Origin of the sequence: Roseibium sp., from assembly GCF_965232425.1 — a bacterium.
Taxonomy (GTDB): domain Bacteria; phylum Pseudomonadota; class Alphaproteobacteria; order Rhizobiales; family Stappiaceae; genus Roseibium.
Window position 1 is genome coordinate 5,209,103 of sequence record NZ_OZ246971.1, and the last position, 25,729, is coordinate 5,234,831.

The window sequence follows — 25,729 nt, forward strand, 5'->3', positions numbered from 1 at the left end:
CTTTTGTCTTGCCCGATCAGGTTCCGGCGTCGCACAAATGGTTCAGAAGAGAATCTTGCCTGTCCGGGAGACAAATCATGCGCGCGATCACCTACGACCGGTTCGGACCGGCGACGGACGTTCTAACCCTTGAAGATGTGCCGGTTCCGGCTCCGGCGACCGGCGAAGTTCTGGTCCGGCTGCACATGTCCGGGGTCAATCCGTCGGACATCCGCGCAAGGGCCGGTGGACGCCCCGGCGTGACGGAACCGCCTTTCCCGAAGATCATTCCGCACAGCGATGGCGCCGGCGTGATCGAGGCCGTCGGCGAGGGAGTGCCATCAAACCGCGTCGGGGACCGCGTCTGGATCTGGAACGGCCAATGGCAGAGAGCCTTCGGCACGGCGGCGGACTATATCTCGCTGCCTGCGCAGCAAGCGGTGACGCTGCCGGATCACGTTTCCTTCGAGGAGGGTGCCGTTCTCGGAATTCCCGGTCTCACGGCCTGTCATGCCGTCCTGGGCGGCGGGCCCGTCGCGGGACAGACGGTGCTTGTCAGCGGCGGCGCGGGAACCGTCGGGCGGCTGGCCATTCAGGTGGCCGCGGCGTCTGGTGCGCGGGTGCTGTCGACCGCACGTGGAGACGAGGCAATCGCCGTCGCGAAGAATGCCGGCGCCGAAGAAGTGTTCGACTACACGGATGACCGTCTGGCAGACCGCATTCTCGAAGCGACCGGTGGCCAGACCATCGACCGGATCGTCGAGGTGGAATTCGGCAAGAACGCCGAGACCAACACGAAGATCATTTCCGAACGCGGTACCATCGCGGCCTTCGGGTCGGCGAAGGACATGACACCGGTCCTGCCGTTTTATCCGTTGATGTTCAAGGCGGTGACCATCGATCTGGTTCTCGTCTACATCCTGTCCGCCTCCGAACGCGAAACAACGGTCGCCAACCTCACGGATCTGCTCAACCGCAACGCGCTCAACTTTCAGATATCCGATGTCTTGCCGCTCGAAGATTGCGCAACGGCGCATGACATGATTGCGGGCGGAAACCGGTCCGGGTCCGTTCTGCTCAAGATGTGAGTGGCGCTGCGGCCCGAAGTGACCTTTTGGCGGAATTGCTTCGCTGTTGCGTTCGCGGCAATCTGCCAGACGAAACCAGACCTGAAACCGGCAATGCCCCGGAGTGCGCTGCCCGGTTTCGACGCGGAGGATATGACCCATGAAAGAGATCGTGATTGCAAGCGCTGCGCGCACGGCCGTCGGCAGTTTCGGCGGAGCACTCAAGGACATGCCGCCCTGCGATCTTGCGACGCGCGTCGCGGCGGCTGCTATCGAACGGGCCGGCATTCAAGCCGATCAGATCGAGCAGGCGTTTTTCGGCAACGTGATCCACACCGAGCCGCGTGACATGTACCTGTCACGGGTTGCCTCGCGCCAGGCAGGGGTCCCGGATCACGCGCCCGCGCTGACGATGAACAGGCTTTGCGGCAGCGGGCTGCAGGCCGTCGTCTCCGCCGTGCAGGCTATTTCCATGGGCGACGGCGAGACCGCACTCGTGGGCGGGGCGGAAAACATGAGTCGGGCCGGCTACCAGCTGCCGGGCGCACGCTGGGGGCAGAAGATGGGCGACACCGGGATCGTCGACATGATGATCGGTGCGTTGCATGACCCGTTCGGCATCGGCCACATGGGTGTCACGGCGGAAAACGTCGCCGAGCGCTACGAGATACCCCGTGAACGGCAGGACGCATTCGCGGTTGAAAGCCATCGCCGCGCCAGCGCGGCCATTCAGGACGGCCATTTCAAGGACCAGATCGTTCCGCTGACCGTCGGACGGCGCGGCAAGGAACGTGTCTTCGATACGGATGAACACGTCAGGCACGAAGCCAAGCTTGAGGACATGTCCGGCTTGCGCCCGGTCTTCAAGAAGGACGGGATGGTCACAGCCGGCAATGCGTCCGGTCTGAATGACGGGGCGGCCGCGATCATCCTTGCATCGGCCGACAAGGCTTCCGAACTGGGGCTGAAGCCGCTTGCACGGATCCGCTCCTATGGTGTTGCCGGTGTCGATCCGGCGGTGATGGGCATCGGCCCGGTGCCCGCGATGCAGATTGCGATGAAACGCGCCGGCGTGAGCGCCGATGATCTGGACGTGGTTGAATCGAACGAAGCCTTTGCGGCACAGGCCTGCGCGGTCAACGACCTCCTTGGGCTTCCGTCCGAAAAAGTGAACCCGAACGGCGGCGCTGTTGCTCTCGGGCACCCGATCGGCGCGACAGGGGCAATCCTGATGACCAAGCTTGTTTATGAACTTGGCCGGACCGGCAAGACGCTCGGTGCGGCGACCATGTGCATCGGCGGCGGGCAGGGGATCGCGCTCCTTGTCGAGCGCGTCTAGGGTACGACCCCCGAGGTGACGGCGCCTGAGACCGAGCCACGAGTTTCAGGCGACCGGCGATTGACTTGTACCTGGCGGGGACAGACACTCGCGCACGGCTCCAACACATCCGTCCGGTCGCACCAATGAAACTCAGTCTGATCAAATCGACGCTTGCCGTTCTGATGCTTGGCGTCATGACCACTTCAGCCGGCGCCGTCGATCCGGACGAATGGGACACAAAGCCGCCCGAACCGACACCGACTTCGAAGGAATGCGCCGACGGCGAAGCCTGGGATGAACAGTCGAAGAAATGCGTGAAACTGGATGCTCGTGTCTTAGACGATCAGGATCGTTTCCGGGCGGCACGGGAACTTGCCTATGCCGGCAGGCTTGGAGCCGCGGAGCTTGCGCTTGATGCAATGACGGACCAGACGGGAACGCGTCTTTTGACCTATCGCGGCTTCCTGGCCCGAAAATCCGGAGACTGGGAGGCGGCGCGCGTCTTCTATGACCGGGCGCTTGCCGTTGATCCGGATAATCTCGCGGCGCGCTCTTATCTCGGGATGGGGCTCGTCGAAAGAGGAGAACTTGAGGCGGCGCGACAGCAACTCTCCGAAATCCGATTGCGAGGCGGCCGAGAAACCTGGCCGGAGCGCGCTCTTCTCATGTCGCTGAGAACGGGTGGGGCGGCGTTTTACTGAACCTGCCGGCTTCAGGCCGATACGTGCCGGCCGGACGTCCGGGGGGCTGCAAAGCGCCGGATGAAAAAAACTCTGCCCCACGATGAATAAAACCCGGGCGATGGTGTCTACTGGGTATCGCGAGCCTAATTCGGGAGGAGAATGATCATGAAATTTGTTGTCGCACCTGCTGTTGTCGCCCTCAGCCTCTTCGGGGCACAGGCCCTTGCCGGCGAGACCCCGGCCAATCCGGACGCCAAGGTCTATTTCGTCAATCTGAATGACGGTGACAAGGTCAGCGGACCAGTCACGGTCGTCTTCGGTCTGTCGGGCATGGGCGTTGCGCCGGCGGGCATCGAGAAGGAAAACACGGGGCATCACCATCTCCTGATCAACCGGGCACCGATCGGCGAGGGGGAAGATGGCGCGGACGAGTTCATCTACAACATTCCGGCTGACGACAACCACAAGCACTATGGCGGCGGCCAGACCGAGACCGTGCTTGACCTCGGCCCGGGCGAGCACACGCTCCAATTGGTGCTTGGTGACCTCAACCATGTCCCGCACGATCCGCCGATCTACTCCGACGTGATTACCATCACTGTCGAATAGATCTTGCTTGCTGCCGGCGGCACTGCCGCCGCCGGCCGGCTGGAGTTCAACATGAAATCGCGCTCTGTCAGGGACTTGCTGCCGAAAGCACTGCCGTCGATCTGGCGGTTCGCGCTCAGCCTGACCGGTGACATCGAGATGACAAACGACCTCGCGCAGTCAACGTGTCTGCGGGCGGTCGAAAAAGCCGATCAATTTCGGGAAACGGGAAGTTTCGAAGGCTGGTGCCTGCGGATCTGCCGGTCGATCTGGCTAAACGAACTGCGCAGCCGCGCCCGGCGGCAGGACAAGGCGTTTGCCACGGTCGACATCGACCAGATCGCGGATATCGCCCCGGAGATCGAGACCAACCTTTTTGCCCGGGAGGTGATTGCGCGGGTCATGGCGCTTCCCGATGCACAGCGCAGCGTGGTGGAGCTCATCTTCGTGCAGCAGTTCACCTATTCGGAGGCCGCGGTGATTCTGGATGTGCCCATCGGGACCATCATGAGTCGTCTCCATGCCGCGCGTAAGGTGCTGAGGGCGTTTGCGGACAATCCCGCAGCCGGAAACAGAAAGGAGAAGACATGACCTATACAGATCAGGAGCTTCTCGACTTTCTGAACGGTGACATGGACCCGCGGCGTGCGGAGCAGGTCGAACAGACCATGCGCGTCGACCGGGAACTGGAACACCGGGTGATGGCGCTCGATCCGATTGCCGCGCCGGTACGCGGCGCGATGAGAGGACTGCCCGGCAGGCGGGTGCTTGCCGACCTGGAGCGCTCGGCAATTGATGATGTCAAATGGGGCGGAGCCGGTCCGCAATGGACGAAGCTGGCTGCTATGCTGCTTCTCGGCGCCGTGATCGGCGGCGGAACGATGTGGCTCGGCCGACCGTCTGCGGATGACTGGCGGGGCAGGGTCGCGCAATACCAGTCGCTCTATGTCGCCGACACCGTGAGACTGACCATCGCAAGTGCCGACGTCCTGCAACGTCAGCTCGAAGTTGCCAGCGAAAAACTGGGCCGGCCCCTGGACCAGGCATCGCTTGAAGCGCCGTCCTCGCTCAGGCTGGCACGGGTTCAGGTACTTGGCCTCGACGATGCACCGCTGATCCAGATCGTCTACCAGGACGCGGAGGGAACGCCGTTCGCGCTCTGCGTCACGACGGCCGGCCCGCGCGGTGAAGCCAACGAGCCTTCGTCGGAAATGCTCCACGGCCTTGCAACGACCGCATGGGAGGACGGGTCCTTCCGCTACATATTGGTGGGCGGTGACGATCTTGGCAAAACCGGCAAGGTCGCATCGGAGCTGAAAGGCGTGCTTTGAGCGCGTGTGTTTGGGCCCATCAACTGCCCTTGATGTGCGGCGGCATTTTCAGCCCGTCCGCCTCGAGTTCGTCCGGGTCCCAATAGGCGATGTAGATGCCCTCAGGCTCCCGCGCATCGGTCATTTTTTCGATGATTTCCGGTGCCCGGGTGATACGGCTGTGATGGCGGCGGGCCCAGGTGAAATGCAGGGCTTTCAGCCGCTCGATCTGTTCTTCGTAATCGGGATTGCCGCCCAGATCGTCGAGTTCCCCAGGATCCGCTTGCAGATCAAACAGCATCGGGCGCATGTTCTCGACATGAATGTATTTCCAGCGACCGTCGAAGACCATCACCAGCCGGGCGTCGGCCTGGTCTACACCGACGGCGCGGCGGGCGTCGCGGGTTGCATAATCATATTCGGAGATGCAGTGATCCCGCCAGTTGCCGGTCTTGCCATGCAATAGTGGCTCAAGTGAACGCCCCTCGAACACGTGCGGCTTTTCAGGGCCGCCGAGGAACTGCTGAAAAGTCGGCGCCAGATCGATGCCCTCGACAAGGGCATCGGTGGCCGTTCCGCGCGTGGCGTCGGCCGCCTGCCGGGGGTCGTAGACGATCAGGGGAATGCGCGCCGAGCAATCGTAGAAGAGATCTTTTTCGCCGAGCCAGTGGTCGCCCATGTTGTCGCCGTGGTCGGAGCAGAAGACGACCATGGTGTCCTGCATTCTTCCGCTGGTTTCCAGGTAGTCGAACAACCGGCCCATATTGTCATCGAGTTCCTTGATGAGGCCCATATAGACCGGCGCGACGACATCCCTGACATTGTCGCGCGCGAAGCTCCGGCATATGCGCGTCTCGCTCCAGGCCTTCATGAGCGGATGCGTGTGTTCGCCGTCCCTGCGGTTGACCGGCGGAAGATCGCTCGCCGAATACATGTCGTTGTAAGGGGCAGGGGCGAGATACGGCCAATGGGGCTTTATGTAGCTCAGGTGGCAGAGCCAGGGATCGTCGCCCTGGCTCTCCATAAATTCGATGCCGCGTGTCGTCAGCCAGGCGGTCTCGGAATGTTCCCTGGGGACGCGCGCGGGAAGGGGTGCCGTTTCAAGGAGCCAGCCGGACATGAACTGACCATCCGGCCCAATCGCAGTGTTCGCCCATTCCTCCCAGGGCGTGTCGCCACCCATGCCGTGCGCGCGCAGGTATTCTTCGTAGTCCTCGGCGTGACGGTTCTTGTCGGTGGCCGCGTTCGTGCCGTCATCGCGCACGAAAACATCGAACCCGCATTCGCTGACCAGGGCTCCGATGGTGCTTTCCGGATCGATCCCGAGGCGCTTCATGCCTTCCGCATCTGCGCGCATGTGGGTCTTGCCGACCAGGGTGCTGGTGATGCCGATTTCGCGCAGGTGATCGCCAAGCGTCGGTTCACCGACACGAAGCGGAAAGCCGTTCCAGGTGGCCCCGTGGCTGCGCACGTAACGGCCGGTATAAAAACTCATCCGGCTGGGTCCGCATATCGGCGACTGGACGTAGGCACGGTTGAACCGGACGCCTTTTGCCGCCAGGCGATCGAGGTTCGGTGTCTCGATGTGGGTTGCGCCGTAGCAGCTCAGGTAATCCCAGCGCAACTGATCCGCCATGATCCATAGTACATTCATCTGATGCCCATCACTTTCCTGAAGACGCTGCGCTGATTTACCCTGAAAGACCGATAACGCCGAGACATTGGACCGCCAGTGACCGGGAGCCGCAGTGTCAGCGCGGCGCCCTGTAGAGACCCTCGGATTTGAGCACTTCTATGTTCGTTGCCTCGCGTGCCATCGCGCGCTGCACCGCAGGCCGTTCGTTGTTGAGGTCGAAGTGCCGGCGGATGTTCGGGTAGTTTTCGCCCGGATAGCCGACACCGGTGATCCGGCCCCAGACCCAGTAAAGGTATCCGTCCAGGGCAGACCAGGTGTCGCCGTACCACCAGGGACCATCTTCAAGGCGGGCCTCGATCATGTTCATGATCTTGTTCATGGCCTCGATGCCGACCGGGCGCACGATTTCGAACGACAGCGCCTTGTCCTCGATGAACTTGAGCGGCATCGCCACCCGGGTCACGATCGGGTGCACCGTTGCGGAAAAGAACGACAGGTCCGCGATCTGTTGTGCACTTTCGAAAGCGTCCGACGTTTCCGGCAACAGGTTTGCGTCCGGGTAACGGGCATTCAGCCAGCTGAGAATCGCCACATTCTCGGTCAGCGGAACGCCGTCGACAACCAGGGTCGGCACCTTGCCTTTCGGATTGATTTTCAGGAATTCCGGCGAGTTCTGCTGGTTGGCGGCAGTGCGCACCAGTTCCGTCTCGAAGGGGACACCGATTTCCTCGAGCGCGATGGTCGGCACGCGTGCGCAGGTGTTCGGGGCGACAAAAAGCAAAAATTCAGGCATTGAAACTCTCCATAATACCTCTATTACTATCAAAATAGAAAAAATGTCGATATTTTTGATGCTGTGTCTCGCGTCGCTTGGGAGGGTTGGCCGGCAAAGCGGGGGCAAAGGAAACATCGATCAGGGAGGAAAACGATGTCTCGAATTGTCTTGGGAACCCTTGCCGCAATGTTGTGCCTGACGACCGGTGCACAGGCACAAACAATATTATCCGCGGAGACGGCTGCACCGAACACCACACCGGGAATTTCCATCATTGCGCTGTCCGAGGCAGCGGCAAAAGCCGGGGTCGCGGATATCCAGGTGACCTCCGGACAGACGCTGACGAACTCGGTCCAGAATGTCGCCGAGGGCAAGACCGATATCGCCGCCGCGCCGTTCATTCTACCCTTCCTGTTGTCGAAGGGCGTCGGCCCCTATGCAGGGCTCGGCGCGGAGAAAGGTGCAGAACTCGCAGATGAGCTTGCCGTCCTCTACACCTACCGGATTTCGGTGCAGGGGCTTTTTGCCTTCGACAGCTCCAACATCAGCGGTTGGGACGGACTGGAGGGAAAAACCATTTTCAACGGTCCGCCCCGCGGCGCCGCGCTGACCAACGCGCGGCTGCTCATCAAGACCAATACCGGTCTTGAAGAAGGATCAGGCTATACGGGTGTCCAGGTGAACTGGGGGCAGGCAGTCAAGACGATGCAGGACGGCTCCGCGGATGCCTTCGTGCTGCCCATGTCATTCCCCGATCCGCGTGTGTCCGCGAGCCTTGCATCCGGCAACATGACGATCTTCTCCGTTTCGAAGGAGGTTTATGACAGCGAGGCATTCAACAACGTCGCCAAACTGCCCGGAACCGTGAAGTTCTCCATGCCGATCGAAGACATGGGCTATGGCGACGGAATCACGGTCGTTTCCGAGGACGGAACTTTCCGGGGGCCGGGCACCGTTGGTGCGGACATCGTGAACAAGAGCATGGATTTCGCCCTGGCAAAGTCGCTGACGACCGCGGCCATTGAAAACATCGAGTCGATCTATCATGCGAAAGCGCCGTTCATGCCCGTGACCTGGCATGGCGAGACCGCGATCGAAATCACGGACATGTGCGGACCGAACCCGCTGAAGTACCACCCGGGGGCGGTCGCTGCCTGGGAAGAAGCCGGGTACACCCTTCCTGACTGTGCCAAGTAAGGTCCGGATCAACCGGCCGGGTGCACCTTGCGCCCGGCCGGTGTCCGGCAGGTGAACGGTACAATGGTCGGCTCAAACGATACCCGGGATCGTCGCAGTTTCTCTCTTCAGCTGCTGTATTTCCTTTCGGTTGCGATGGTGCTTGTCGGCCTCGTCAACTCGACGCCCGGCATCCCTGGCTATGACGCCCTGATCGCGAACCTGTCGGGCAACGACGCCGCCAAACTCCGCAAATTCCCGTTCGAATGGTTTTATCCGTTCTTCTTTGCGCTGATGATGCTGATTGTCGTCTTGAAGCATTCCCTTTGGCGCGACTGGCGGGACAAAAGCGTGATCAAGCGCCGGTTCGGCCTTTATCTCGATCTCGCGCTGGTGGTGATGGCGTTCACGGTTTCGCTGACCTACCTCATCGAGATCGAGTCGGTGTGTCTCGTGGACCGGATCACCGGCGACCGGGCCCGCTTGATCGAGGAGAGCCTGGCGGCTGCGGCCGCATTCAGCGAAAGTCTGGGCCTGCCGGCGCCGACAACCGTCGAAGACCCGCAATGTGTGAACACGACCGGCGGCTGGCTCGTGCTGATCGTGGGCCTGGCGATCGTCGTGTTCCTTTCCTACAACGTCAAGGTCTGGGGACTGCCGCTGGTGATCGTCGCGATCCTGGTCTCGGCGTACACGATCCTCACCGTTCTGATCTGGTACGTTTACGGCGCGGACGATATCAACAAGTATTTCGTGACCAAGCTGGCAGGCGAACCGCGCCTCTTGTCGGACGGCCGGCCGCGCGTTCACGATGTCCTTGTCAACAATTCCTCGGGTCTTCTCGGGCGGTTCATGGACATCGTCCTGAACACGATCTTCCCCTATCTGGTTCTCGGTGCGTTGTTCGGAAGTTCAGCCGGAGGAAAATCGCTCATCAAGCTGGCATTCCGCTGGACGCGGCATCTGCGCGGCGGTCCCGCACATGCGGCCATCGTGTCTTCGGCGATGTTCGGCACGATCTCAGGCGGGCCGATCGTCAATGTGCTGTCGACCGGCGTCCTGACCATCCCGATGATGCTCAAACGCGGTTTCAGCAAGGTGTTCGCCGGCGGTGTCGAGGCGGCCGCCTCGTCAGGCGGGTCGATCATGCCCCCTGTGATGGGCGTCGCTGCCTTCATCCTGGCGTCACTCACCGCGATCCCATATTCAAGCGTCATCGTCGCGGCCATCATTCCCGCACTGGCCTATTTCTATTGCCTGTTCCTGTCGGCGATCTTCCAGTCGAGGAAACAGAACATCACCGCGATCGGCAAGATCACGGAAGAGATGACGCTGGAGCGCCAGGACTATCTCAACCTGGTAATGATCTTCGGTCCGATCCTGCTGATCCTGATGCTGTTGCTGACCCCCAAGGATGCGGTTGGCTGCGGGCTGTTCGGCGGACTTCTGGGCGCTGAGCGGGTCTTTACCGATGCCGGCTGTCAGGTGCAGAGCCTGAGCTGGATCCAGCAGGCCATTCAGAACTCCGCCGGCTCTGCCGGGGCGGCAGGGTGGTGGGCGGTGATGCTGCTGCTCGGATTGCTGTTTCTGGATCCCGAAGTGCGCGCGCGGCCCGGCAAGATCGTCGATGCGCTGTCGAATGCAGGTATCCTGATCTCTACGCTTTACCTGATGTTTCTCGCGGTTTCGATCATCGACTTTTGCCTGTCTTTCACGGGGCTGCCGGTGTTCCTCTCACTCGATGTTCTGGCCTGGCTGAACAGTCTTGACCTGGGAGGCAGCGGCTCGACCTTCTTCCAGTTTGTCGCGCTCCTGATGACAATGCTGCTGGCCGTGCTTCTGGGCATGGGCATGCCTGCGGTGCCGGCCTATATCAACGCGGCCCTGCTCATGGGACCCGTTCTCGCCGGTCTCGGTCTGTCGCTGTTCACGTCCCACATGTTCATCTTCTACTTCGCCGTCGCGAGTGCCATTACGCCTCCCGTTGCGCTGGCGGCTTTCGCAGCGGCCACGATCACCAAGGCGGAACCAGTCGCGACGTCGCTCTCCGCGGTGCGGTCCGGGATCGTGATGTTCGTGGTGCCATTCGTCTTTGCCTTCTACCCGGAACTGCTCCTGATCAACGAAGCGCGGCTTGATCCGCAGGCGAGCGGGGGGAACGCCTACCTGCCGGGATATGACGCCGACGTCCATCTTGTCGCGATGCTCCTCCTGCTCGGGCGTCTGCTGGTCGCGCTCTATCTCCTGTCCTCCGCGCTCGCTGCGTTCGACCGGCGCGCGCTGCCGGCCTGGGAGATCGGCTTGCGGCTTGGCCTGGCGGTGATGCTGATGATGAAACTTGAACTGATCTGGATCGGCGCGGCGGTCGCAACCGCGTTGCTCCTGCTCCTGCACAACCGGTCTGCCGCCCATGCCAAAACGGCCTGACTTCATCCTCTTCATGACCGATCAGCACAGGGCCGACTTCCTCGGCTGCACCGGTCACCCGGTCCTGAAGACCCCGCATATTGACGCAATCGCGGCCACCGGAACGGTGTGGGACCGGTTTTACGTTGCCAGCCCGGTGTGCATGCCGAACCGCGCGAGTTTCATGACCTGCCGGGTGCCTTCCAGCCACGGCGTCCGTGCAAACGGTATTCCGCTCGACAAGCGGAATGTCACCTTCGTCGAGCTTCTGCGCGATGCGGGCTACAAGACTGCGCTCATCGGCAAGAGCCACCTGCAGACTTTTTCCGGCAAACCGCCCATGCTTGAGGCACCGGAGACACGCATCGGGTTCCACCTTGCATCGGGCAAGCTGTCACAAGCTGTCCGGCATGATCTCGAAACCTATCTTGCCGAGGACCCGGGCCGGACTTCCTACGACACGCCGCTGCCGTTCTACGGCTTTGACCATGTTGAACTGGTCACGAGGCATGGGGACGCCTGCGGCGGCAACTACCGGGACTGGCTTTTGCAACGGGCTCCCGATGCCGACCGTCTGCTCGGCGCAGAGAACCAGTTGCCGCACGACTATGCGTGCCCGCAAGCCATTCGCACGGCCCTTCCGGAGGAGCTTTACTCCACCCGTTACATTGCCGAACGCGCGTCGGCCTGGCTTACGCAAAACGCGGATGACGGCCAGCCTTTCTTCCTGATGGTGTCCTTTCCGGACCCGCATCACCCGTTCAACCCGCCGGGACGATACTGGGACATGTACGATCCGGCGGACATGCCGATCCCTGCCGTGTTCGAGGTGAATGACTGGAACCCTCCGGCGCATGTGGCAAGCGTGCTTGAAGACCGCGAGACCGGACGGGCAAATCCGGGTTCATTCGCGGTTCTGGGCACCTATGCCCAGGAGGTGAGGGAGGCCCGTGCGCTGACCTGCGGCATGATCTCGATGATCGACGATGCCGTCGGGCAGGTGCGCGCGCAGGCAAAGGCGAAGGATGCCGTGACGATTTTCACGACGGATCATGGCGACCATCTCGGGGACCACAGGATGCTGTTCAAGGGACCTGCAGCCTATGAGGAACTGACCCGTGTTCCGTTCATCTGGTCGGACCCACAGGCAGACGAACCAGGACGGACCGCAGAAATCGGTCAGACCCATGATATCGGGACCACCATTCTGGAGCGGGCCCGTGTCGAACCTGCAATCGGCATGCAGGGGCGTTCGCTGCTGTCGGGCGGGCGGGAGGCAGCTTTCATCCAGTACGACCACCAAAAGACCAATCGTGGCCTCGGCCGCGTTCCGCGCATTCACACGCTGCGAACCGCAGATTGGCGTTTGTCGATGTTCGAGGGGATCGCCTGGGGTGAACTCTATCATCTGCGCGACGATCCCGGAGAATTCCAAAACCTTTGGGACAGTCCTCTTCATGCGCGGCAGCGCGCCGAACTCATGGAGATGCTTGTCCGCCAGGAAATGGCCCATGTGGACCGTGTGCCGTTGCCGACGGCGCAGGCATAGCTGCCAAATGAACCTCGCAGCCGTTTCCCCATCCACTGCCGAGCGATCTTACACTCTGTGATTGCGCGTTGGCTCTCCCAAGGTTAGCGTCGATCGGTCTACAGCGTCCTACCGGTGGAGGGTACCGTGCACTACGTCGACATCCCGACCTTTTCCGACATCAAGAAACTTGCGCGCAAGCGCAATCCGGTTTCCCTGAGTTTCACGCTCCGTACGACACCCGTCACGCAGGACGCGCAGCAGGACCGCACGAAGTTTGCGAACCTTGCGCACGCGGCGGTCCAGGAGGTCAGCGACGGCCGATTGACGAAATCTGAGATCTCGGACCTTGAGGCAAATCTCGCCGACATCGTAGAGGATAACGATTTCTGGGGCCGTCAGTCCGAGAGCCTTGTCGTCTTCGCGACGCCGGAAAACGTCCGCACCTTCAGGCTGCCCAATCATCTGAATGACACCGTTGAAATCTCGGACAGATTTCATCTGACGCCCCTGTTGCGCGCGGTCGCGTTTCCCCACAACGCCGTTGCGCTGGTGCTTGGCCAGAAAAGTGTCCGCGTGATCGAGATCAACGGAGATCGCCCTGCCGGCGAGGTCAAGGTTTCCGGCATGCCGGACGATGCCGCGAGCGTTGCCGGAAAGAGCAGCGTTCTGGGACGCGCACCCAAGGGGCGTCTGCAGGGGAGCGAGGGGCAGAAAGTCCATCTTCTTGCCTATTCAAGACGTGTCGATGCGGCGCTGCGCCCGCTTCTGGCCGGCCGGGATATTCCCCTGGTCCTTGTTGCCCACGAACCGATGCGCTCGATCTTCCTGTCTGTCTGCAGCTACGACAATGTGCTCAACGGCCAGCCTGACGGTGTTTCCGAAGACAGCACCGATGCGGACATCGCATCCGCCTCGCGTCAACTCATCGATACCCACTACGAAGACCAGTTGCAAAATGTCCGGGAGACTTACGCCGGCCGGGTCAATGACAGACGCGCCAGCGACAGCGTCAGTGAAGCCGCCCGGCTGGCAACCTTCGGCGCCGTCGAAACGCTGCTGGTCAACATGGAAGCAGCTGTTCCGGGCACGATAGACGGGGTCACCGGCGAGGCCACGTTCAGCGAAACGGCGGGGCCGGACACCTATGATGTCCTCTCGGAAATCGCGTCCCGCGTCATCCAGACCGGGGGCGACGTTCTGAGTGTCCGGCAGAAGGATCTGCCGGGATCCACACCGCTGGCGGCGCTTCTGCGGTACCCGATCTAGGGTACGGACCCATAAATGAAGCCGATTTGGCGGCAGAAATGGCAAAAGTTCGCGAGGAAGCGTGCGCAGAGCGGGCTTTAGCCCGTTCAAGCGCGGTGACGCTGCGAGCTGAAGCCATTTTGCCGTCCATTGGATTTGGCCGTTTTGTCCATCTGCCACGTCGCGAGGGGCTTGAAAATGAACCACATGTCTCAACCCGACCGGTTCTGTATCCGATCGCTCAGGGCGCGTTGATGCCGGACAAGACTTCAGACACGACACCAGGCAACACCCGAGAAACCCACATGGCGCTCGAAAAGAGAGCCATGAACCTGACGCGGTGGGCCAATCTGGGCATGGGACTTGCCGGGGCGATCGCGGCATGGCTGTCGAACTCGCAGGCGCTCCTCATTGACGGCCTGTTTTCTCTCATCGGCTATATATCGGCCGTCTTTGCCATGCGGATCAGCCAGACCGCCCATCTTGGTCCCGACAGGCAAAGGCCTTTCGGCTATGCAGCCGATGAGGCCCTCTACGCAACATTCCGGAGCCTGGCGCTGATCGGTCTGGTGATTTTCGGCATATCGCAGGCAATTCTGGGAATAAGCGACTATGTCCTGGGTAGAGACGTCGAGACGGTCCGCCTTGAACCCGTGGCGGTCTACACCGTGATTGTTGCGGCGGCCTGCTTCTGGCTTGCGGGCGTTCATCACAGTGCGTGGAAGCGGACCGGACGGCTGAGCGACATGCTGAAGCTGGAAGCCCAGGCATCGGTCTATGACGGTGTCATCACGGTCTTCGCAGGAGCGGGCCTGCTCTGCACACCCTACATGAAGGATACGCCGCTTGAACCGATCGCACCGGTGATGGACTCCATCATGGTGCTGATCCTGTGCAGCATCGCCATCCTGAGTTACTTCAGGGCTTTCAGAAAGGGCATGGCGCAGCTTGCCGGCGCTCCGGCTTCGCCTTCTGATCAACTCGCGGTCTGGCATGCGCTTCGGCGCGCAATCGCGGATGAAGGCGGCGAGATTGTCGACCTTGCCGTGGTGCGTGTCGGGCGGAAACTGGACACGGTCGTTTACTACAATCCACACCGCGCCGTCACCGCGGATGACCTCGATGCCCTGACAGGGAAGATGGCCGGCCAGCTCACTCAGGACGTTGGCCCGAGCGCGGTCATGATCGTCATGTCCAACAAGGGGCGTGACTGACAAACTTATAGGCGGGCCGGATGCGCGATTACTGCTCGCAATTCATGATTCCCGAGATCTACCGGCAGTGCTCAAGCGGCAGAACCACTAGGAAAGCAGTTCTTTTTGTGTTTGAAGTTTAAAAGACCAAGTACGCATCAGTTCTGTGGGGGCGACGATGTTTCAAATTGCTTCGGTTTTCGCCAAGCCGGTTCTCGACAAATTCGGTATCTCAGCCGAGGCGAAGGAACGGTTTGTGGCCCTGCAGAAGGCGGTCACCGGGGATGCCGGGACGGCTTGGATACCGCTGTCGCGGCCTTCTGCCACCCTCGATTTTTCCACTCATCAGCAGACTGAATCCTCGGTGTTCAACACCGGTGCCATTGAAACCAAGAATGGGCCGGTCAACTGGACTGAATTTGTCTGGGACACCGATCAGCACATCAAGGACTGCATCCTTCACAAGGTGTCCTGGCGCTTTTACAGCAACAAGCTGATCTGCCTCGAGATTTGCGCCAGCAAGGACAACGAGGGTTTTGACGGCAGCGACCTGATCGGCCACCGGCTCGAGCTCAGGGACAGGACCGGTTTCCTGATCGGGATCTGGGCGGCCGCGTTCCTGATCGTCAAGGATACGACAAGGCGGAGTTTCCAGACTTCGGCGGAAGACGATCACAAGGTCCTGGATCTGCATTTCGACATGCTGGCCGAAAAACAGAACGGGCTTTCGTTCCGGATCTAGGAATGAACGGCATTTTTCCCTTGCTCAACTTCGGTTGCATGAAGCGGGCCGGCACAAAGGCGTTTGTCGGGATCCGGCCGGAGGCGGCGGTCTCCGGTGCAACGCGGAGCCACTGCGGTCGCGATCGGTGGAGAGCGCTTCTCTCCACCAATCGACTGTCTCACTCGATGGTACCCGGGAGCGAGAGGTCACCCGAGGCGACATCAAAGACATCCGTGACGCACAACAGCGGCGCGTGAATGCTCTCGTTGACCTTCAGCGCCGATGTCACACCGTCATAGGAGGCGCCAGTAACGTCACCATTGACGGCGGCCCTGATCGTGATCTCCGGTCCGTCGAATACGGGCGTGAAGCCCGGACTGTCGAGCAGGATGGGAAAGCCCGGCCAGGTGGCAGGCAATCTGGGGGTCGTGTTTTCCGGGATGTCCTTGACTGCAAGAGCGCCCGGACCGCAGGCCTCGGTCGGGGCGAGAACCACCCAATGGCTGTGCCAGACGCCGCCGTCATTGCCGAGATCGCCGTCAAGGTTTTCGTCGTAAAGCGGTGTGTCGTCGAAGTCGGGGTGATTGGTCGCTGCCATCGCGAGAATGCCGGCGCCTTCCTCGAAACCGACCAGGGAGGGATCAAGCGTCGTCGGCCAGACATAGGACCAGACGGCCGCCCCCGCGACTTCACCGGTCGGCTTCGGCGTGTCGGCACCTGCGACACCGTTGGTGGTCATGTGAAACGTGAGAGCATTGCCATCTGAGTGAATATGCGCGGCGATGATGTCCAGGGACGCCGTCTTGCTCTTCTCCGCCGGCGAATGGATCGCGGTCTCCTGGTTGATCGCGTGGGTGTTTTTGTCATGTGCAAGCGCCGGCCCGAAAGCCAGCAGGGCGCAGGACGTCAGATAAACGATTGAGGGACGCATCGAAAAACTCCTTTCGTGTTTGATGGATGTTAATTAATAGCGAGTCGCTACTATTGCAAGGACTATTTTGAGTCGCTACTTTTAGGTCATGAAAAACGACTCCCGATCACGTGTTCGCCCGCTGCTGGATCGCCTTCAACGGCTCATTGCCTCCGAAGACTGGGCGGACGACCTCAATCCCGCGCAGCGCAGTGCGCTGGGGTACCTTGTGCGCGCGAACCGGTTTTCGCGCTCGCCGTCCCAGGTCGCCGACTATCTGTGCACGACAAGAGGGACGGCCTCGCAGACACTGAAGGCCCTGGAGAAAAAGGGGTTGATTGAGCGTTCGGCATCCGACGGTGACAAACGGACCATTTCCTACGATGTCACGCAGGCGGGATTCGGCGTGGCCGGCCGGATGGATGCGCTCGACAATGCTCTTGAGAGGCTCGACACCGAAAGCGGCGCCGCGCTTGAGAATACGCTCTCCGAGCTGATCAGGCTTCAGCTCGCGGCACGCGGTTTTCGGTCATTCGGGCTGTGCAGAACCTGCAAATATCACAGGACGGCGGAGGCCGGGCTTTATTGCACGCTGCTTCAGGTCGACCTCACGGCCGAGCAGGCCAACGAGCTGTGTCACGAACACGCCGCGGCCTGAAACCCGCATCCGGGCGTTGAGATGAAGCGCCAGTGAGAGCCGATTGATCCGGCTCTTTCCGTGCTGGACGCAGGCCGTTCCGGCTGGCATCGTCGCGTCATGGCAAGACACATCATTCAACAGGCGGATGAAGCTGCTGACGGCCGTCGAACCGCACCGGCGGCATTGCGCAACAGTGGCCCGCTGATCGAGGCTCTCCGGCGACGGTTGCCCTCCGAAGGACGCGTCCTGGAAGTGGCGAGCGGCACCGGTCAGCATGCGGCCGCCTTCTCAGAAGCGTTTCCGGACCTTGACTGGGTACCCTCCGACGTCGACCCCGGGCAAAGGCAGAGCATTGCCGCCTGGCGCCGCAGCAGCGGTGTGAAAAACCTTGCCGAACCGCTGGCCATCGATATCTCGGCCTCCTGGCCGGTCGGGCAAGGATTTGCGCAGGCGGTCCTGACGGTCAATCTTCTTCATCTCGTACCGGAGACTTTCGTTTCGCGTTTCTTTGAAGAGGCGCGTTCAGCGCTGAGTAGCGGCGGCCGGGTGATTGTCTACGGCCCGTTTCTGAGAGGATCGTCCTACGCTTCGGAGGGTGACCGTGCCTTTGACACGTCGCTGCGTGCCCGGGATCCCACGATCGGGTACAAATCGGTCGAGGCGGTGTCTGAATTTGCAGGTGCAGCGGGGTTTTCGCCCTTGGCAAACGATGCGATGCCGGCGAACAACCTTCTTCTGACATTCAACCTGCCGTGACGGTCAGGCCTTGCGTCCGAGATAAACGGCCTGCGTGACCTCGCGGCCCTCCTGCAGCGGGTTTGCGAATACGACAGGCTCGGCCCATGCCTGGTCAAAGGCTCCGGCCAGCCGATTGGTGATGGCCTCATCGGGTGGCTCATCCGACCAGAGCCCGACGATCCCGCCAGGTTTCAGGAAACGCTGTACGGAGCGGAAGCCTTCTGCCGTGTAGAACCCCTTCGAGCCACCGTGGAGAAGCCGCTCCGGCGTGTGGTCGATGTCGATGAGGAGCGCGTCATACTGGCGTCCGGGATGTTCGGCATCAAACCCATCCGGCGATGCCGCCAATGCAAAGAAGTCTCCTTGAACAAGCCGGCATTTCGGGTCGTCGGCAAGCTCGGTTTTCATCGGAACCAATCCCTCGCGGTGCCAGCGGATCACCGGTTCCAGAAGATCGACCACATCAAGGGAGAGAAGACGATGATCCGCCAGCACGGCCCTGGCGGTGTACCCAAGTCCGAGACCGCCAACGAGCACGTCCAGCCGGTCGCCTTTCAGCGCGGCCATGCCCTTCTCGGCCAGTGCGATTTCGGACGCGGTGAACAGACTCGACATCAGATGTTCGTCCCCGAGCAGGATTTCGAAGACATCGATCCCGAGCGACAGGATATGCCTTCGCCGCAGTGAAATCGCGCCGATCGGGGTCGGGGCGTAGTCCAGTTCTTCAAACATTCTGCTCATCCCGGCACCGTGGCAGGTCAGGCGGACAAAGGGAAGTACAGAGTTGCCGCAATCCGGAACATGGGGTCCGTTGCGGCTGTCGTTGTTGACCGGATACGGTGCGTGCGCCCGTGAAAGCCGAGTTGACATCAGGCTGGCAATCTTTGAATTCTGACGCTCAGACCGGGTTGGCTTTGCGGGACAACAGTCGAAAAGGGGAGGCGCATGTTCGTTTATCAGGAGCTGTCGGCACGTGTCGCGGCGGAACGGCCGGTGCGGGTGGGTCTGATCGGTGCGGGCAAGTTTGGGTCGATGTTCCTGAGCCAGGTTCCGACCACGCCCGGGCTGACGGTGTCGGCGATCGCGGATCTGCGACCAGACAATGCCCGCAAGGCATGCGCCGAAGTCGGCTGGACGGAGGATCTGGCGGGCGGCGTGGCCTTCACCGACGACGCCATGGCCATGATGGCGCGTGACGATGTTGATGTCGTTGTCGAAGCGACGGGCAACCCTGTCGCGGGCCTTGTTCATGCCCGGGAGGCAATCCGGCAGGGCCGGCACGTTGTCATGGTCAATGTCGAAGCCGATGTGCTGGCCGGTGCGCTGCTGGCGGAGCAGGCGCGCGCGGCGGGCGTGGTCTACTCGATGGCCTATGGTGACCAGCCGGCGCTGACCTGTGAGATGGTGGAATGGGCCCGGTCCTGCGGGTTCCGCGTTGTCGCGGCCGGCAAGGGCACGAAATACCTGCCCGGCTACCATGGGTCCACGCCGGACACGGTCTGGGATCACTATGGTCTCACACCCGAACAGGCAGCGGACGCGGGCATGAATGCGCAGATGTTCAACAGTTTCCTCGACGGAACCAAGTCTGCGCTCGAAATGGCTGCGATTGCCAATGCAACGGGTCTGACGCCGCCATCGGACGGGTTGCTGTTTCCGCCTGCCGGAATGGATGATCTGGCGCATGTTCTGCGGCCCGTTGAAGATGGCGGTCAGCTGGCCGGAAAAGGCATGGTGGAAGTCGTGTCTTCCCTGGAGCGGGATGGCCGGCCGGTTTTCCGGGATCTTCGCTGGGGCGTCTATGTGGTCATCGAAGCACCGAACCCTTACGCGGCCGCCTGTTTCCGACAATATGGCATGAACACGGACGCCTCCGGACGCTACTCGGCGATGTACAAGCCCTTTCACCTGATCGGACTCGAGTTGAACGTTTCCATTCTGTCCGCTGCATTGCTCGGCAAGCCGACCGGCTCGACGCTGTCCTTCGACGCCGATGTTGCCGCAACGGCCAAACGCGACCTTGCCATCGGTGAGAGACTGGACGGGGAAGGCGGATCAACGGTCTGGGGCAAGCTGTTGCCGGCAAAAACCTCGCTTGCGCGGGGCGCGCTGCCGATCGGCCTTGCCCACGGCGTGACACTGAAGAACAGAATTGCCGCCGGACAGATCGTAACCTGGGACGACGTAGACATCGACGAGGCCACCGATGCCGTCAGTATCCGCCGCGAGATGGAACAGCGTTTCGGCTAAGCCCGGTCTTCCTCACCGCCGCTCGTGTTTGCTGCTATTTGGAAAACACCTTGGCGGCGGCGGTGATCAGATCGCCCAAACCGTCAATCTCGTTTTGTTTTCGCGTGACCTTGGTTCCATCCTTGTGGAAAATGATGACCTCGCCCTTGGGCAGGTCCGGATCTTTCGTGACACGTACTTTCTCGCCCTCGAAATCGATGACGACGCCCGTGCGCCATTCCCGGCGAATGAGCATGACGAGGTCGACGATAGCCCGGATGCCGAGGATCGCCAGGATCGTCAGCTCGAAGCCGCTGGCGCCAAGTCCCTTGCCGCTCTTGAAGCTGTCGCCTTCGGCCGCCTCCCTGACGGCGCTCTCGATACTCGCCTGTTCCTCCGGCGAATCGGGGGTGAATTCCACGTCGATCTCGACGGTCGTCGTCATATCCATATTGCTTCCATCCTCCTGATCGAATGACGCACTTTAAACGTTGCTACGGCGTTTGCGACGCACGGCCCCAAGTTCGGCGAATGCGTCCGTTCCACATTGGGGATGGCCGCAGCCCCTTCATGTAATCACTTACGAGAAACAGAGTGATCTGGTCCTCTGCCATGGCAAAGAGGGAGTTGTTCATACCGATGAGGCAGCCGGTTGCCAATCGTGAAACCTCTGGGATGTCGCCGGGTACGTAGTCCCGGAGCATTATGCGGCGCTCTTCCGGCGCTGGGTATTTTTCATCCTTCCAACGCAGACCGGGCCTTCCGTGTTCCAGCACGCACAAGGCATTGTCCAGCATACGGAAGGCGATGAGCGCAAGATCGACACACCAGAAGGGTACTGACCACGACTGGCCGCCAAGCATGGCTTGGTATGAGATAAGGAACGCTGCGTTCCCATCGGCCTCTGTTTCAGGGCTCGGGCCGAAACGGTTTGTCGCATAGTGTCCGAGGCGCACGTGACCTTGTTCGTGAATCACGACAAAGCTCAGCATGTTCTGGAAAACAGGTACAAACAGATGCCTGTTCCATTGCGGCACGGGCACGTAGGGAGCATTCGCCTCAGGTGTTCCTTCGTAGATGTAGCGCCGCAGGGTGTTCAGGCACATGTCGATCGCGCCGGGTGGAAAGGTATGGGAGCGGGGAAGCTGAGTGATCGCCCTGTCATCCATCAAGGCTTTGGGATCGATCGGTGGCACAAACCAGCACACCAGTGCTGCGAAGTCGCGCAGATAGCGCATCATGCCGTGATCATAGAAAATGACGTAGTTGTCGCCATCCAGCGTCGGGACGACGCGCGCGTTGATGTCCCCCTCCGGGAGAGTGGCGATATACGGCAGCAGATGCAGGGGCTGGCCGACATGACGCATCGCCTGTTCTTCCAGTACGGTCTGGATCCGGAACCAGCGCTGCCGGACCAGCTCATCTTCCAGGGCAAACTTCGGCAATTTGGGCTCGGCCGCATCGGCTTCGGCAATTGTTTGTTTGGCCGCTTCAAGTTCTTCATCGGAAACGAGCGATTGCCAGCCCATTTGATCGCGAAACTGCTCCGGTGTCAGGCCTGGCCGCGGCGTTTCCCGGAGGCGTTCAAATGCGGCGGCTGCGCCGCCTTCGATTCCGAGAGCCCTTGAAACTTCGCGATAGCTCGTGGCCTGGCGATAGCGGATCGTCGTAAGGACATCCTCCGGCCACTCCGTCATGCTGGGGTAGGGATGTGGCTGCAGCGCTCCGGCGATCTGGCCCGGCAGGAGGCCGTCATCACCGGTTGGCGCATGGGCCTGATCACTGGTTGAGCCGAATACGCTTGCAATACGTTTCAGCGCAGCTTGAGTATCCATATTGCCCCTTCGGAACAATTCACAGCCAAATGGGCTGACTACTCGACAGGGCGGCCTTCCTGGCCGCAGAACTTTTAAAATCATTATTGCATGGTAAAGCACGGTGCGCCGTTCAACGAGCGCTTGTCGAAACTCTACTACATCACACTGGCAAGTAAACAGTATTTCCTTTACGTAAAGTATGGCACGGTTCTGCACACTGTTGCGGGCGGCAGTTCAGGCGTGCATATCGGCAGAGCCACACCGCGTGACTGTTCTCCACGCACGTTGAACTCGGCTCCAGACTGCGGGGAACAAGCACGCGCTTCCGCAGGCCTGGTGACCGGCGTCCCCGAAAAGGCATGCCCCGCCCGAACGTTTCCGCCGGGCGGGTCTTCCTTTACGGTCAGTTCGTGAGGCTCGCCGTCACCGCGCTCTGGATGGCGGGCGCGATCTGGTTCTTGCGGGAGACGACGTTGTCGAGTTCGAGCATTTCATCATCGGTGCCCTGAGCAAATGCCGAAGCAACAATGTCCCTGTCGGTATCATCGCCCCAAAGAAGGTATGATTTTTGGTCGCGCGCATCGACGATCGCAAAGAACAGGTGATCAAGATTGCTGTTCTGTTTGTGGTCCCGAACGGCCGTCTTGAGCTCCGGCTTCCGGTCAATCAGGTCCTGTGGCGTCAGCGTTTCGGCAACACCGATGCCAACATGCTTGCCGTCGAACTCGAAGTCCTTGTAGTCGAGAAGGATGATGTCCAGGGCCGACATGGCGCTCAGATCCGACTTGGCCAGCAACATTCTTTCCGCGAAAGCGTCCCTATCGTCGATCCCGGCGGTTTCGGCGAGTTTGCCCGCATAGTAACGGTCGTAGTCGGTCGTTGTCGTGGAGGTCAGGTTGAGCGTATCGGACAGGATCGCCGCCATTCCCATGCATGCCAGCGGGGCCGGAAGGTCGACGCCGAGCACCTCCGCACGGTCGGCAAGAATGGTTGCCGTCGATCCCCACGGCCGGATGTCGAGGTTCACCACCTTTGAAAGATCAAGGGGCGAACCGGCGATCGCATGGTGGTCTATGATTGCCACGACCTGATCAGGTTCGATTGTCTGCGGCAACTGCGTGGTTTGATTGAAGTCGACGATACCGACATTCATGCCGGTGAAATCCTCGATATACTCGGGCGTGTCGGCCATGCACGCGTCAATGGCAAACCGAGACTCCGGGTTTGGCGGCCCTGCGCTTCCCGGTTTGCCGCCATAGATATGGGCAGCAATCAGACTTGCGCCGATGGCATCGGTGTCCGGATTGAGGTGTCCGGTCCAGACTAGGTTGTCGTAATCCGCCAGCTTGGTCTTCAGGTAGCTTCTGACGTCGGGCGTGTTTTCCCACGTTCCCCCGGCGCTCATGTGTTCTTCGGCCGAGACCGAGGTCAGACCGGGGCCGACAATCAATCCTAGCACTATTGCAACTGTTCCGATCGTTCTTGTGAGACCAGACACGGCGTCTCTGCCGGGTCGTGTGTTCTGAATGGCTTCGGAATTCAAATTCATTACGGTATCCTCCAGTAATTTTGTATATTGAAAATAAATATAGTGTCTATTATTTGAGAATCAGGCTAAAATTGAAAATAATCTCAAAAACTTCATTAAATTACTGTAATACTGATTATGGTAAATTTCCATCATCAGCGCTTCTATTTCATTATTTTTATCGAATGCAATATTTTTACTCAGAAGCATGGCGGTGGTTCGGAGCGTTTCGTTCTTTCATTTCCATGGACCGGTACGATGCGAGTGACCGAAAAAGGTCAATCCCGGTAATCTGTGCGAAGCCGGTCTTTGAAGGTTGTCCGAGACCAGGCTGGCAAAAGAGTTCGATGCCAATTTCGCCAGCGTGTGATGGGCTACGCTTGTCGCTTGCCGCTGGGTTAGGTATGCATATCAAGTGAATTGTTCTGAACAGATAAATTGCCGGCAGGGTGCCAATGTTTCGAATTCTTGTTTTTGCCTTTGTGTTGTTGCTGGGTGCGCTTCCAGCCCTTGCGGAGAAACGCACGGCGTTCATCGTCGGCAACGCGGACTACGCCAATGCGGGGCCGCTCGCCAATCCGGTCAACGATGCGCGCCTTGTGGCTGAAACGCTCAAAAGACTGGACTTCGAAGTCACGCTGGCGACCGATCTGACCCGGGCAGGGCTGGCATCGGAGTTCTCGGCTTTCCTCGACCGGACCGAAGGTGCGGACGTAACGCTCTTTTACTACGCCGGCCACGGTATGCAGTTCGAGGGACAGAATTACCTGTTGGGGGTGGACGCCGCGTTGCGAAGTGCCTTCGACGTGCAGAGCGAGGCATTGCCGCTCAACCGGATCGTGCAGATGCTCGAAGAAAGAGCGCGCGCCGCTCTGGTCTTCATTGACGCCTGCCGGGACAATCCACTGGCCACCGAGTTCTATACCCAGAACTTCTCGCCGACGCGTGCGCTTTCGACGCGGGGCCTCGCACCGATGGCAGGGCGCTTCCAGGGCTCGATGCTGATGTTCGCAGCCTCGCCCGGGCAGGTCGCCTATGACGGTGTTTCGGGGAACTCGCCGTTCACCGCGGCGCTGGCGAAGCATCTGCCGACCGAGAATGTCGAGATCCTGACACTGATGAAGCGCGTGATCCGCGACGTGAAGGCCGATACCGAGGACAAGCAGGTGCCGACGGTGACGAACGATCTGGCACTGGAGGTGTACCTGAACCTTGCCGCAGGAGGTGAGGGCGCGGCGATCGCCGCAGCGCAGGAGGAGGCGATCTTCGAGGCGGCACTGGCGATCAACACCGAGCGGGCCTGGGACATTTACCTGAAGCGGTTCCCGGCAGGTTCGATGCGCGACCTGGCGCTGACAGCGCGCGAGGAACTGACGGCCGCAGCGCTGGCGGGCGCACCGGGGAGCGTCGTTGCCGAAGGCGGGCAGATCACGGTTGCGCGCGAGGCCGCGGCCTCGGCCGAGCAGTCGCTCGGTCTGTCGAAGGAAGACGCCCAGGCGGTGCAGGTAGCATTGAATGCGCGCGGCTACGACGCGGGTCCTGAGGACAGCGTGATCGGGACGCGGACGCGCCGGGCGATCGCTGATTTCCAGGCGGCGGCCGGGTTGCCGTCGACCGGTGTGGTGACCGCGGGCACGGCTGAGGCATTGAACATCGAACTGATTGCGGCTGAAACCAGTTCAGTCCCTATCGTGTCTTCCAGCAATGCACGCCGTTATGACCCGAAAACGCTGGCTCTTCTCGAGACGGATCCACGGCTTCTGAAAGCGGCAACGGCGCTTGCAGGCAAGGAATTTGTGTACGGCTTTTTCGAAGATCGCCTGTTTATCGGCGTTCTGACATGGTGCTGTTCGAGGGTCGACGGGGCGAATGCGCTCGCCAAGCGAAGCGGTGGACATCTGGCGACGCTCACGACACCGGAGGAAAATGACTTCGTTTTTCGACTGGTCAAGGACGACAAGAGATTCTGGCGGGACCATGGCGACAACTCCTATGTCGGTCCAACCTTCGGTTTGCAGCAGAAGGAGGGCGCGCGCGAACCCGATGGCGGTTGGGGCTGGGTGACCGGCGAACCCGCAGACTGGATACCGTGGTTCCCGAGCCAGCCAAACAACAGTGGCGAGGGTCAGGCGGTGATGGCTGCGTTCTTCAATGAACCCCCGATCCCGTATAACCGTTGGGCAGATGCCCACGTGGTCCATACGGGCATCATCATCGAAATCGATTGATTGTG

Annotated in this window: 23 protein-coding genes; 16 read left to right on the forward strand and 7 right to left on the reverse strand. The window is 60.7% G+C overall.

Annotation, left to right across the window (positions count from 1 at the left end; genetic code table 11):
* The first annotated feature begins 77 nt into the window (after nucleotides 1-77).
* From ACO08A_RS23845 to ACO08A_RS23870, 6 genes are all read left to right on the forward strand, one after another.
* Entirely contained in the window at nucleotides 78-1,067 is a 990-nt protein-coding gene (locus ACO08A_RS23845) for an NADPH:quinone reductase (RefSeq protein ID WP_422038381.1), read from the forward strand.
* 139 nt (nucleotides 1,068-1,206) lie between these two features.
* Entirely contained in the window at nucleotides 1,207-2,385 is a 1,179-nt protein-coding gene (gene bktB / locus ACO08A_RS23850; protein ID WP_422038382.1) for a beta-ketothiolase BktB, read from the forward strand.
* 125 nt (nucleotides 2,386-2,510) lie between these two features.
* On the forward strand, nucleotides 2,511-3,068 hold the full coding sequence (locus ACO08A_RS23855; protein WP_422038383.1) for a tetratricopeptide repeat protein: 558 nt from the start codon (nucleotides 2,511-2,513) through the stop codon (nucleotides 3,066-3,068).
* 147 nt (nucleotides 3,069-3,215) lie between these two features.
* Nucleotides 3,216-3,659 carry a DUF4399 domain-containing protein gene (locus ACO08A_RS23860; RefSeq protein ID WP_422038384.1) on the forward strand — a complete coding sequence of 148 codons (444 nt, stop codon included), beginning with the start codon at nucleotides 3,216-3,218 and terminating at the stop codon, nucleotides 3,657-3,659.
* A gap of 51 nt (nucleotides 3,660-3,710) precedes the next feature.
* Nucleotides 3,711-4,229 (forward strand): RNA polymerase sigma factor, encoded by a 519-nt coding sequence (locus ACO08A_RS23865; protein WP_422038385.1) that lies wholly within the window; start codon nucleotides 3,711-3,713, stop codon nucleotides 4,227-4,229.
* Nucleotides 4,226-4,969, forward strand: coding sequence for a hypothetical protein (locus ACO08A_RS23870; RefSeq protein WP_422038386.1), 744 nt, complete (start codon nucleotides 4,226-4,228; stop codon nucleotides 4,967-4,969). The genes ACO08A_RS23865 and ACO08A_RS23870 overlap by 4 nt, the downstream gene beginning before the upstream one ends.
* Nucleotides 4,970-4,988: 19 nt before the next feature.
* On the opposite strand, the gene ACO08A_RS23875 is transcribed toward ACO08A_RS23870, so the two are convergent.
* Nucleotides 4,989-6,602 carry an alkaline phosphatase family protein gene (locus ACO08A_RS23875; protein ID WP_422038387.1) on the reverse strand — a complete coding sequence of 538 codons (1,614 nt, stop codon included), beginning with the start codon at nucleotides 6,600-6,602 and terminating at the stop codon, nucleotides 4,989-4,991.
* Nucleotides 6,603-6,699: 97 nt separating this feature from the next.
* Nucleotides 6,700-7,377, reverse strand: coding sequence for a glutathione S-transferase family protein (locus ACO08A_RS23880; protein ID WP_422038388.1), 678 nt, complete (start codon nucleotides 7,375-7,377; stop codon nucleotides 6,700-6,702).
* A gap of 135 nt (nucleotides 7,378-7,512) precedes the next feature.
* Here ACO08A_RS23880 and ACO08A_RS23885 point away from each other — a divergent pair, with 135 nt between their 5' ends.
* From ACO08A_RS23885 to ACO08A_RS23910, 6 genes are all read left to right on the forward strand, one after another.
* Entirely contained in the window at nucleotides 7,513-8,556 is a 1,044-nt protein-coding gene (locus tag ACO08A_RS23885; RefSeq protein ID WP_422038389.1) for a TAXI family TRAP transporter solute-binding subunit, read from the forward strand.
* A gap of 63 nt (nucleotides 8,557-8,619) precedes the next feature.
* Nucleotides 8,620-10,962 (forward strand): TRAP transporter fused permease subunit, encoded by a 2,343-nt coding sequence (locus ACO08A_RS23890; RefSeq protein WP_422038390.1) that lies wholly within the window; start codon nucleotides 8,620-8,622, stop codon nucleotides 10,960-10,962.
* Complete coding sequence (locus tag ACO08A_RS23895) at nucleotides 10,946-12,490, forward strand: sulfatase (RefSeq protein ID WP_422038391.1); 1,545 nt, start codon at nucleotides 10,946-10,948, stop codon at nucleotides 12,488-12,490. Before ACO08A_RS23890 ends, ACO08A_RS23895 begins: the two co-directional genes overlap by 17 nt.
* A 126-nt stretch (nucleotides 12,491-12,616) precedes the next feature.
* Nucleotides 12,617-13,738, forward strand: coding sequence for a hypothetical protein (locus ACO08A_RS23900; protein WP_422038392.1), 1,122 nt, complete (start codon nucleotides 12,617-12,619; stop codon nucleotides 13,736-13,738).
* Between the two features lie 233 nt (nucleotides 13,739-13,971).
* Nucleotides 13,972-14,931, forward strand: coding sequence for a cation transporter (locus tag ACO08A_RS23905; RefSeq protein WP_422038393.1), 960 nt, complete (start codon nucleotides 13,972-13,974; stop codon nucleotides 14,929-14,931).
* A 157-nt stretch (nucleotides 14,932-15,088) separates the two neighbouring features.
* A complete protein-coding gene (locus tag ACO08A_RS23910) occupies nucleotides 15,089-15,652 on the forward strand; it encodes a hypothetical protein (RefSeq protein ID WP_422038394.1) in 564 nt (187 codons plus the stop codon).
* Between the two features lie 160 nt (nucleotides 15,653-15,812).
* On the opposite strand, the gene ACO08A_RS23915 is transcribed toward ACO08A_RS23910, so the two are convergent.
* Nucleotides 15,813-16,565 carry a hypothetical protein gene (locus ACO08A_RS23915; protein WP_422038395.1) on the reverse strand — a complete coding sequence of 251 codons (753 nt, stop codon included), beginning with the start codon at nucleotides 16,563-16,565 and terminating at the stop codon, nucleotides 15,813-15,815.
* 88 nt (nucleotides 16,566-16,653) lie between these two features.
* Here ACO08A_RS23915 and ACO08A_RS23920 point away from each other — a divergent pair, with 88 nt between their 5' ends.
* Nucleotides 16,654-17,202: a MarR family winged helix-turn-helix transcriptional regulator gene (locus ACO08A_RS23920; protein ID WP_422038396.1), complete on the forward strand. Its 549-nt coding sequence runs from the start codon at nucleotides 16,654-16,656 to the stop codon at nucleotides 17,200-17,202.
* Between the two features lie 99 nt (nucleotides 17,203-17,301).
* Nucleotides 17,302-17,940 (forward strand): DUF938 domain-containing protein, encoded by a 639-nt coding sequence (locus ACO08A_RS23925; RefSeq protein ID WP_422038397.1) that lies wholly within the window; start codon nucleotides 17,302-17,304, stop codon nucleotides 17,938-17,940.
* A gap of 3 nt (nucleotides 17,941-17,943) precedes the next feature.
* Here ACO08A_RS23925 and ACO08A_RS23930 read toward each other — a convergent pair whose 3' ends face one another.
* Nucleotides 17,944-18,654 carry a spermidine synthase gene (locus ACO08A_RS23930; RefSeq protein WP_422038398.1) on the reverse strand — a complete coding sequence of 237 codons (711 nt, stop codon included), beginning with the start codon at nucleotides 18,652-18,654 and terminating at the stop codon, nucleotides 17,944-17,946.
* Between the two features lie 213 nt (nucleotides 18,655-18,867).
* Between ACO08A_RS23930 and ACO08A_RS23935 the strand changes: the two genes are divergently transcribed.
* The gene (locus ACO08A_RS23935; protein WP_422038399.1) at nucleotides 18,868-20,172 is read left to right on the forward strand and encodes an NAD(P)H-dependent oxidoreductase; all 1,305 of its coding nucleotides are present in this window, start codon (nucleotides 18,868-18,870) and stop codon (nucleotides 20,170-20,172) included.
* A 34-nt stretch (nucleotides 20,173-20,206) separates the two neighbouring features.
* Here ACO08A_RS23935 and ACO08A_RS23940 read toward each other — a convergent pair whose 3' ends face one another.
* From ACO08A_RS23940 to ACO08A_RS23950, 3 genes are all read right to left on the reverse strand, one after another.
* Entirely contained in the window at nucleotides 20,207-20,602 is a 396-nt protein-coding gene (locus tag ACO08A_RS23940; protein WP_422038401.1) for a hypothetical protein, read from the reverse strand.
* 43 nt (nucleotides 20,603-20,645) lie between these two features.
* Complete coding sequence (locus tag ACO08A_RS23945) at nucleotides 20,646-21,986, reverse strand: hypothetical protein (RefSeq protein WP_422038403.1); 1,341 nt, start codon at nucleotides 21,984-21,986, stop codon at nucleotides 20,646-20,648.
* A 385-nt stretch (nucleotides 21,987-22,371) separates the two neighbouring features.
* The gene (locus ACO08A_RS23950; protein WP_422038404.1) at nucleotides 22,372-23,427 is read right to left on the reverse strand and encodes a manganese-dependent inorganic pyrophosphatase; all 1,056 of its coding nucleotides are present in this window, start codon (nucleotides 23,425-23,427) and stop codon (nucleotides 22,372-22,374) included.
* Nucleotides 23,428-23,951: 524 nt separating this feature from the next.
* Between ACO08A_RS23950 and ACO08A_RS23955 the strand changes: the two genes are divergently transcribed.
* Complete coding sequence (locus ACO08A_RS23955) at nucleotides 23,952-25,724, forward strand: caspase family protein (RefSeq protein ID WP_422038405.1); 1,773 nt, start codon at nucleotides 23,952-23,954, stop codon at nucleotides 25,722-25,724.
* Nucleotides 25,725-25,729: the final 5 nt, after the last annotated feature.